Below are 8793 nucleotides of genomic sequence, written 5' to 3' on the forward strand. Positions count from 1 at the left end.
ACTACGGCGCGACCGGCTCGCCGGCGCCGGAGAGTCGACGCCGCATCACCGGGCGTAGGTGCCCGTCCTTGGTGGTGCCCTCGATGACCACGTCGGCCCCGCGCCCGTGATGGGTCAGGGTGGCGACGGCGTTACCGAAGTACGGGCCCGCCAGCTTGCGCCAGCGCACCCCCGGTCGACGTACCCCCGCCGAACGGGCCAGCGCCCGGGTGGCCCCGGCAGGACCGGGCGACCAGCCCAGCCGCATCAGCGGACGGATGCCCGCCGGCACCTGGTTGTGGATCGGCGAACAGGTGAGCTGGTGCACCGGGGTCACCACCGCCGGGTCCGCGAACCGGGCCCGCGCCACGTACGAGTGGTGCACATCCCCGGAGAGCACGCTGATCGACGCCGGTGGGGCGTACGCCGGGCCGGCCCCGATCCGCGCGCCGGACTGCCGCGGGGTGCCGGTGCCGATGCGGGCGAACGTCTCCGCGAGCGCCTCGAATGACCGCCGGAACGCCGCCCAGTGCTCCAGGTCCAGGGCGCGGCGCAGCTTCTCCGCCCCGCGCGCCACCCACGGTCGGCGTGAGTCCGCCAGTTTCTCGTTCCATGCCTCGATGTGGTGGATGCCCTGCGGCAGCAGCCAGGGCAGTGAGGCGCCCACCACCAGGTGGTCGTAGACCCCGTGCGCCTGGTCGAGGAACCAGGCCCACTCGCCGGGCGGCAGCATCGCCCGGCTGTTGGGCTCGAGCACCCGGCTGCACCGGTTGTCCAGCATGACGAGCCGGGTCCGGCCCAGGTCCAGTGCGTAGCTCCACTGGTACTGCACCGCGCGCCAGCGCTCGGTGTCGTGCGCCAGGTCGGACTCCTGGTCGACCCGGTGACCGAACTCGCGCAGCACGCTGGTGGCGTCCTCGGCGGCGGCGACCTTCGCGAAGACCGGATCGGCGACGATCTCGTCGGGGGAGAGGTTGCCCAGGTGCTGGTAGACCCAGTACGAGGCGAGCCCACTGCCGATCCGCTCCTGCCACCACGGCTGCTCGCGCACCTCGGCTCGCCACGCCGCCGAGGTGTTCCAGTCGTCGATGATCTCGTGATCGTCGAAGATCATCACGCTGGGTACTGTGGAGAGCAGCCAGCGGATCTCCGGGTCACGCCAGGACTCCAGGTAGAGCTTGGTGTACTCGTCGAAGCTCACCACCTGGTCGGCCGGAGCACCCTTCGGCCGCCGCCGCCGTCGGCGCAGCAGTCGGCGCACGGTGGGCGAGGTGACGTCGGCGTAGACCTGGTCACCGAGCAGCACCAGCAGATCGGGCAGCGGGTTCGACTCCGGGTCGGCCATCAGCCGCCGGGCGTACGCGTCCAACGCGTCCGGTGGCAGTTTGCGGGTGGTGGCGTGCTGGGTGGTCTCGCGACACGAGCCGAAGATCAGATTTACCGGCTGGTCCCGATCGTCGGCGGCCCGGGTGCGGATCACGCTCGGCGGGAACCCGCTGCTCGGCACCGGCCAGACGATCTCGTCGTCGACCAGCACCTCGTAGGTGGTCTCGCTGTCCGGGGCAAGGCCCTCGACCACCACGAGGGCGTAGTGGTGGTCGTACGCCGAGAAGGTGGGCGCGGTGCCGGTGGCGCCGCCGGCGGTGCGGACGGTGACCACGGCGGGCGCCGCCGTCTCCACCCAGATCGTCGCCCGGGTGTCCACCACTCGCCGCAGAAGTGGGCCGATGAGGAGGTGTGCGGCGGGCATGCGGCCGAGCCTACCGCCGGTTCGCTGGTGTCGGCCGGGTGCGGTGCTGAGACCCCCAGTACCGCGCGCGGGAGCGGTGGGCTGAGGCTCCGGGCACAGCTCGGGGTGCGGTGGCTGGGACGCCGCCGCCGGCATCTGACAGGATTCCGGCATGGCCGAATATCTCGTCCTCGCTCTGGTCCTGCTCGGTGTGCTGATCGCCGGCACAGTCGGGCTGGTCGTGCCGCGATTGCGGCGACGGCCCGAGCCCCCGCTGCCACGCACGGAGGTCGACACCAGGGCCGAGGAGGATCTCGCCGGCCCGCCGGTCGAGGCACCGGAGTCCGATCTGTCCACCGGCGTCCTGGTCGAGCCGCCGCCGGTGCTCGAACCACAGGTCGAGGTCCCCGAGCCGACCGCCGGGCGGCTGGTCCGGCTCCGCTCGCGGCTGTCGCGCTCACAGAACGTGTTCGGCAAGAGCCTGCTCGGCCTGCTCGCCCGCGACCACCTCGACGAGGACGTCTGGGAGGAGATCGAGGACAGCCTGATCACCGCCGACGTCGGCGTCGACGCCACCCGCGACATCGTCGACCGGCTCCGCGAGCGCACCCGGGTGCTCGGCACCCGCTCGGCCTCCGAGCTGCGGGCCCTGCTCGCCGCCGAGCTGGTCAACGCGCTCGACCCGAGCCTGGACCGCTCGTTGCGGACCGCCCCCAAGGACGGCGTGCCGGCTGTGGTCCTGGTCGTCGGCGTCAACGGCGCAGGCAAGACCACCACCTGCGGCAAGATCGCCCGGGTGCTGGTGGCCGACGGACGCAGCGTGCTGCTCGGCGCGGCGGACACCTTCCGGGCCGCCGCGGCCGACCAACTGGAGACCTGGGGCTCGCGCGTCGGAGCCGAGACCGTGCGGGGGCCCGAGGCCGCCGACCCGGCAAGCGTCGCCTTCGACGCCGTCAAGCGCGGCATCGACACCGGCGTGGACACCGTGCTCATCGACACCGCCGGCCGCCTGCAGAACAAGGTCGGCCTGATGGACGAGCTGGGCAAGGTCAAGCGCGTGGTGGAGAAGCAGGGCCCGATCGACGAGACACTGCTCATCCTGGACGCCACCACCGGGCAGAACGGCCTGGAGCAGGCCCGGGTCTTCACCGAGGTGGTCAACGTGACCGGTGTGGTGCTGACCAAGCTCGACGGCACCGCCAAGGGTGGCATCGTGATCGCCGTGCAGCGCAAGCTGGGCATCCCCGTGAAGCTGGTCGGCCTCGGCGAAGGCAAGGACGATCTGGCCCCGTTCGACCCGGCGCAGTTCGTCGACGCGTTGCTGGGGACCGAGGCCACCGGCCGGGACGCGTAGTCTCGGGTGACCACTGACGATCGCGCGTACGCGGGCTGGCGTGACCCCGGCCATCCTTCGCAGCGCCTCGGGAGACCGTACGTGACTTCGCAGGAGATCCCGCTGCACGGCGGCAACGTGAGCACCGTTGTCCGCGTGGGTGACACGGTCCGACGCAACGCCGGGCCGTGGACCCCGTCCGTGCACGCGCTGCTGCGCCACCTGGAGTACGTGGGGTTCACCGGCGCCCCCCGGGCGCTCGGGATGGACGAGCGCAACCGTGAGGTGCTGTCGTACCTGGAGGGGGAGTGCGGAGAATATCCGCTCGCCCCGCACTGGGTGACCGACGAGGCCCTGGTCACCGTCGCCACCATGCTGCGGATGTTCCACGACGCGCAGTACGGCTTCACCCCTCCGCAGGCGGCGGTCTGGCGCTCGTTCGGGCCCCCACCACCGGACACCGAGGTGATCTGCCACCACGACGCCGCGCCGCACAACGTGATCTGGCGTCCGGACGGCACCCTCGGGCTGATCGACTTCGACCTCGCCTCGCCCGGAGCGCGGATCTACGACGTGGCGTACGCGGCCTGGACCTGGGTGCCGATCTTCGCGGACCGGGACTCGATCACGCTGGGCTGGAAGCACCCGGACCGCCCGCGCCGCCTCCGGCTCTTCGCCGACGCGTACGGGCTGATCCCCCGGGACCGGCACCGGCTGATCCGGACCATCCGCAAACGGATCGTGGACCACGTCGAGGGGATCCGGCGGATGGCCGCCGCCGGTGAGCCGGCGTTCGTCCGGATCGTGCACAAGGGCCACCTGCGTCGACCGATGCGCGATCTGCGGCTGCTCGACTACGAGCGGCACACCCTGGAGAACGCCCTCCGCTGAGCGCCGGTCGGGCGATGCTCGGCCGGGGGTGTCAGGCGCACCGGTCGATGCCGCTGACCGGTCAGCCATCGACGTTCACCGTCCGGTCGATCCACAGTCGTCCATGCTGCTGACTGTGCGGAGTTCGTGACACGTCCGAAACAACCCGTCACGAAACGGAAACCCGCACGGGACCCAAAGTGAAACAGCCGGCCGCGAAGCTTCCGCGCAACCGGCCTACGGGCGACGCTGCCCCGGAAAGCCGCGAAGGAGGACTTCACCTTTAGGAGGCCAGCGTGCCTGAAGCACCGACGATCGACGGCGCCAATACCACGTGGCTGCTGGTTTCGACCGCGCTCGTGCTGCTCATGACCCCCGGACTGGCGCTGTTCTACGGCGGCCTCAACCGGGCCAAGGGCGTACTCAACATGATGATGATGAGCTTCTCGGCTATCGGGCTCATCTCTATTCTGTGGTGGTTCTACGGATTCAGCGTCGCCTTCGGGACCGACGTGAACGGCTTCTGGGGCGACCCGGGCGCGTACCTCGGCACCAAGACCTTCCTCGCCGAAACCGACCTGTGGGGCGCCACGGCGGAGAACCCCAGCGGCATCGGCGTCCCGCTCTACGTGTTCATGGCCTTCCAGATGGTCTTCGCGGTGATCACCGTCGCGCTGATCAGCGGTGCCATCGCCGACCGGGCCAAGTTCGCCGGCTGGCTGCTCTTCGCCTTCGGCTGGGCCACCCTGGTCTACTTCCCGGTCGCCCACTGGGTGTGGGGCGGCGGCATCATCGGCGGCGACATCCACGCACTGGACTTCGCCGGTGGCACCGCGGTGCACATCAACGCCGGTGCGGCGGCCCTGGCCGTGGTCCTGGTCCTCGGAAAGCGGCTCGGTTGGCCGCGTGAGGGCATGAAGCCGCACAACATCCCGCTTGTCGCGCTCGGTGCTGGTCTGCTGTGGTTCGGCTGGTTCGGGTTCAACGCCGGCTCGGAGCTGACCGTCGACTCGGTCGCCGGCCTCGCCTTCATCAACACCCAGCTCGCCACGGCGGCGGCGGTGCTCGGCTGGATCGCTGTCGAGTGGGTCAAGGACCGTAAGCCGACCATGGTCGGTGCCTCGTCCGGCGCAGTCGCCGGTCTGGTCGCCATCACCCCGGCCTGCGGCTTCATCGCACCGTGGGCGTCCGTCCTGCTCGGCATCGTCGCCGGTGTCGTGTGCGCGCTCGCCGTCAGCCTCAAGTACAAGCTCGGCTACGACGACTCGCTCGACGTGGTCGGCGTGCACTTCGTCGGTGGTTGGATCGGCTCGCTCTGGCTCGGTCTCTTCGCCACCAACTCGGTCAACGCCGCGATCACCGACGTGGTGGGCGCCTCCGACGGCCTCTTCTACGGCGGCGGCGCGACCCAGCTCGGGCGGCAGGCCCTCGCCGGCCTGATCGTCACCGCTTGGTCGTTCGGCATCGCCTGGGTGCTCGCCTTCGTCATCGAGAAGACGATCGGCTTCCGCGTCAAGGCCGAGGCGGAGGTCGAGGGCATCGACATCGCCGAGCACGCCGAGAGCAGCTACGACCTGTCCCCGGCCGGCGGCGGCACGGGCAGCGCGTTCGCGATGGCCGGCATCGGCACCCCCGGTGGCGGCGCGACGAGTGGTGCCAAGCCGGAGGCGGAGCCCGCCGAGCCGGTCAGCGAAAAGGTCGCCGGTTAACGTTCCTAGGATGGAGGGGTTGGACATGAAGCTGGTGACCGCAGTCATCAAGCCGTACCAACTGGACGCGGTGAAGGAGGCCCTGCACGCCCTCGGGGTGGCCGGGCTGACCGTCAGCGAGGTTCAGGGGTACGGGCGCCAGAAGGGGCACACCGAGGTCTACCGGGGTGCCGAGTACACGGTCGAGTTCCTGCCCAAGATCCGGGTCGAGGTGCTCACCGACGAGATCGACGTCGACAAGGTGGTGGACGCCATCGTCGGAGCGGCCCGCACGGGCAAGATCGGTGACGGCAAGGTCTGGGTCACCGGTGTCGAAGAGGTCGTCCGGGTACGTACCGGCGAACGCGGCCTCGACGCACTCTGACGCGGCCACTACCGACATGACCTCGTTGATCAAGAAGAACGCGTCAGGACCCGCCGATGACGGCGACGCGAACCTCTTGATCAACGAGGTCGTCGGCGTTCCCGGGGGGATCGGGGAAGCGGCCCGGCGGGGACGGGCCGCCGCGTACGACTCGTTCCTGCGGGGGTTGCTGCCGGAGCGGGACGGGGTGGCACTGCTGGCGGTCGGAGGGTTGGGTCGGCGGCAGTGTGCCCCGTACGGCGACCTCGACCTGGTGCTGCTGCACGCCGGGGTGCCCGGCACTGACGAGTTGGCCGCCTCGGTCTGGTACCCGATCTGGGACGCGGGCCTGCGGCTCGACCATTCCGTCCGTACCGTCGCCGAGGCGCTCTCGGTGGCCCAGGACGACGTCAAGGTCGCCCTCGGGCTGCTCGACGCCCGGTTGATCGTGGGGGATCAGGCGCTGGCCGACGCGCTGATCCGCACCGCCGCCGATCACTGGCGACGCACCGCGGTCCGGCACCTGCCCGGCCTGCGGGAGGTCACCGAAGCCCGTTGGCAGTCCCACGGTGAGCTGGCGTTCCTGCTGGAGGGCGACCTCAAGGAGGCCGCCGGTGGTCTGCGTGACGTGGGGCTGCTGCGGGCGATCTCCGCCGCCGGCATCACCGACGCGCTGCGTCCCGCCGTACGCGCCGCCCACCTGCGCCTGTTGGACACCCGCGACGCGCTGCACCAGCAGGTCGGCCGACGGGTCGACCGGCTGGTCGCCCAGGAGCGCGACGGAGTGGCCAACCTGCTCGGCCTGCGACAACTCCAGCCCGGCGCGTCTGACGGCGCGCGGCGGCCTGGAGCCGTCGTGGAAGACGGCGACGCGCTGCTGCGTCGGGTCGCCGGTGACGCCCGCACGGTCAGCCACGCCCTGGACGACGCCTTCCGGGCCGCCGACCGGCTGCGCTCCGGCCGCTCCCGGGGTGGCAACGGCCGCCCCGCCCGCCGCCCGGTCGCCCGCGACGTGGTCGAACACGACGGCGAGTTGGTGCTCGCCCGCACGGCGATCGGGGCGCGCCCCGACCCGAGCCTTTCGCTGCGGGTGGCCGCCGCGTCGGCCACCACCCGGATCCCCATCGCGCGGGCCACCTGCGAGTGGCTGGCGGCGTACTGCCCGCCCCTGCCGGCTCCCTGGCCGGCCGAGGCCCGAGCCGCGCTGATCACCCTGCTCGGCGCCGGCGCCGGCCTGGTGCCGGCCTGGGAGACCTGCGACAGGTACGGGCTGGTCGACGGCTGGCTGCCCGAGTGGACCCGGCTACGCAGCCTGCCCCAGCACAACCCGGTACACCGCTTCACCCTCGACCGGCACCTCGTGCAGACCGCGCACGAGGCCAGCCGGCACGCCCGGGAGGTGGAGCGCCCCGACCTGCTGCTCCTCGGCGCTCTCCTGCACGACATCGGCAAGGGCCTCCCTGGTGACCACAGCACCGTCGGTGTGCCGGTTGCCCAGGCGGTGGCCACCACTGTCGGTCTGCCCACCGCGGAGGTCGAGCTGATCGGCAAGCTGGTCCGGCTGCACCTGCTGCTGCCCGACGTGGCCACCCGCCGGGACCTGAGCGACCCGGTCACCATCGCCTCGGTGGCCGAGGCGGTCGGTGACACCGGCACCCTCGACGTGCTGCACGCGTTGGTCCGCGCCGACGCGGCGGCGACCGGGCCGGCGGCCTGGTCCGACTGGAAGGGCCGCCTCGTCGCCGAGCTGGTCGCCCGGGTTCGCACCGCGCTGGACACCGGCGTACTCCCCGAGCCACCCGCCCCGAACCCGGAGCTGCTGGCCGGGCCACTGCCGGTCGTCCACCTGACCGGCGACCGGGTGTCGGTAGCGGCGGCCGACCGGCGTGGTCTGCTCGCCACGGTGGCCGGCTGCCTGGCGCTGCACCGGCTGGAGGTGATCTCCGCGGACGCCTCCGCCGTCGACGGCCGGGCCCTGGTCGAGTGCCGGGTGCAGCCCCGTTACGGTCTTCCGCCGGACCCGGTCCCCCTCCGCGCCGACCTGCGCCGGGCGGTCGCCGGCGACGTGTCGGTCATCCAACGGCTGCGCGGCCGTGCGCTCGCCAGCCGTGGCGGTGGCGCGGCTCCACGAGTGGTCTGGCACCGCGAGGCGGCCACCGACGCCGTACTGCTGGAACTGCGCGCCGCCGACGCCGCCGGGCTGCTCTACCGGGTCGCCTGCGCGCTCGACGAGGCCGGCGCCCTGGTCCGCGCGGCCCGCATCTCCACCCTCGGCGCCGACGTGGTCGACGCCTTCTACCTGGTCGGCGGTTGGCCGGACGACGCCACCCGGGCCCGCCTGGAGGCCGCGGTCCTCGCCGCCGTCTGATCCACGGTTGCCGTCCTGGCCAGCGCTGCCGTCCTGGCCAGCGCTGCCGTCCTGGCCAGCGCTGCCGTCCTGGCCAGCGCTGCCGTTCGGGCCAGCGCTGCCGTTCGGGCCAGCGCTGCCGTTCGGGCCGAGGCTGCGGTTTGGGGGTCGAGGCGTGCTGCCTCTGCGGCTACCGGTTCTCTTCGGCGACCTCGCGGCCCTGCCACCTCGGCCCTGCCACCCGGGGCCAGCCATGAAGCAGGCCCGCCAGCCCTCGTGCCCCTTTCAGCGCTATACCTCAGAGGCATATTTATACCTCTGAGGTATAGCGCTCTCCGCGATGTCCGCCGCCGATTGCGTCCGCTGACGTCTGTCAGCTCTGCTTGCCGCCGCCGCCAAGCGCCGCCCGCAAGCGCCGCCCGCAAGCGCCGCCCGCAAGCGCCGCCCGCAAGCGCCGCCCGCAAGCGCCGCCCGCAAGCGCCG

General features: G+C 72.0%; 6 protein-coding genes. 5 read left to right on the forward strand and 1 reads right to left on the reverse strand.

Annotation, left to right across the window (positions count from 1 at the left end):
• Nucleotide 1: 1 nt before the first annotated feature.
• Nucleotides 2-1729 (reverse strand): alkaline phosphatase D family protein, encoded by a 1728-nt coding sequence (locus GUI43_RS25920; RefSeq protein WP_112581996.1) that lies wholly within the window; start codon nt 1727-1729, stop codon nt 2-4.
• 151 nt (nt 1730-1880) lie between these two features.
• On the opposite strand from GUI43_RS25920, the gene ftsY reads away from it, so the two are divergent.
• The 5 genes from ftsY (at nt 1881) to GUI43_RS25945 (ending at nt 8331) form a co-directional block, all read left to right on the forward strand.
• Entirely contained in the window at nt 1881-3062 is a 1182-nt protein-coding gene (gene ftsY / locus GUI43_RS25925; RefSeq protein ID WP_112603473.1) for a signal recognition particle-docking protein FtsY, read from the forward strand.
• 6 nt (nt 3063-3068) lie between these two features.
• Nucleotides 3069-3932 carry a phosphotransferase gene (locus GUI43_RS25930; protein WP_181518597.1) on the forward strand — a complete coding sequence of 288 codons (864 nt, stop codon included), beginning with the start codon at nt 3069-3071 and terminating at the stop codon, nt 3930-3932.
• Nucleotides 3933-4207: 275 nt separating this feature from the next.
• Entirely contained in the window at nt 4208-5620 is a 1413-nt protein-coding gene (locus GUI43_RS25935) for an ammonium transporter (protein WP_112699992.1), read from the forward strand.
• A 25-nt stretch (nt 5621-5645) separates the two neighbouring features.
• A complete protein-coding gene (locus tag GUI43_RS25940; RefSeq protein WP_172862163.1) occupies nt 5646-5984 on the forward strand; it encodes a P-II family nitrogen regulator in 339 nt (112 codons plus the stop codon).
• 16 nt (nt 5985-6000) lie between these two features.
• A complete protein-coding gene (locus GUI43_RS25945; protein ID WP_112581989.1) occupies nt 6001-8331 on the forward strand; it encodes a [protein-PII] uridylyltransferase in 2331 nt (776 codons plus the stop codon).
• Nucleotides 8332-8793: the final 462 nt, after the last annotated feature.

The sequence above is a fragment of the Micromonospora noduli genome, from assembly GCF_003264365.1.
GTDB classification, from domain to species: Bacteria; Actinomycetota; Actinomycetes; order Mycobacteriales; family Micromonosporaceae; genus Micromonospora; species Micromonospora noduli.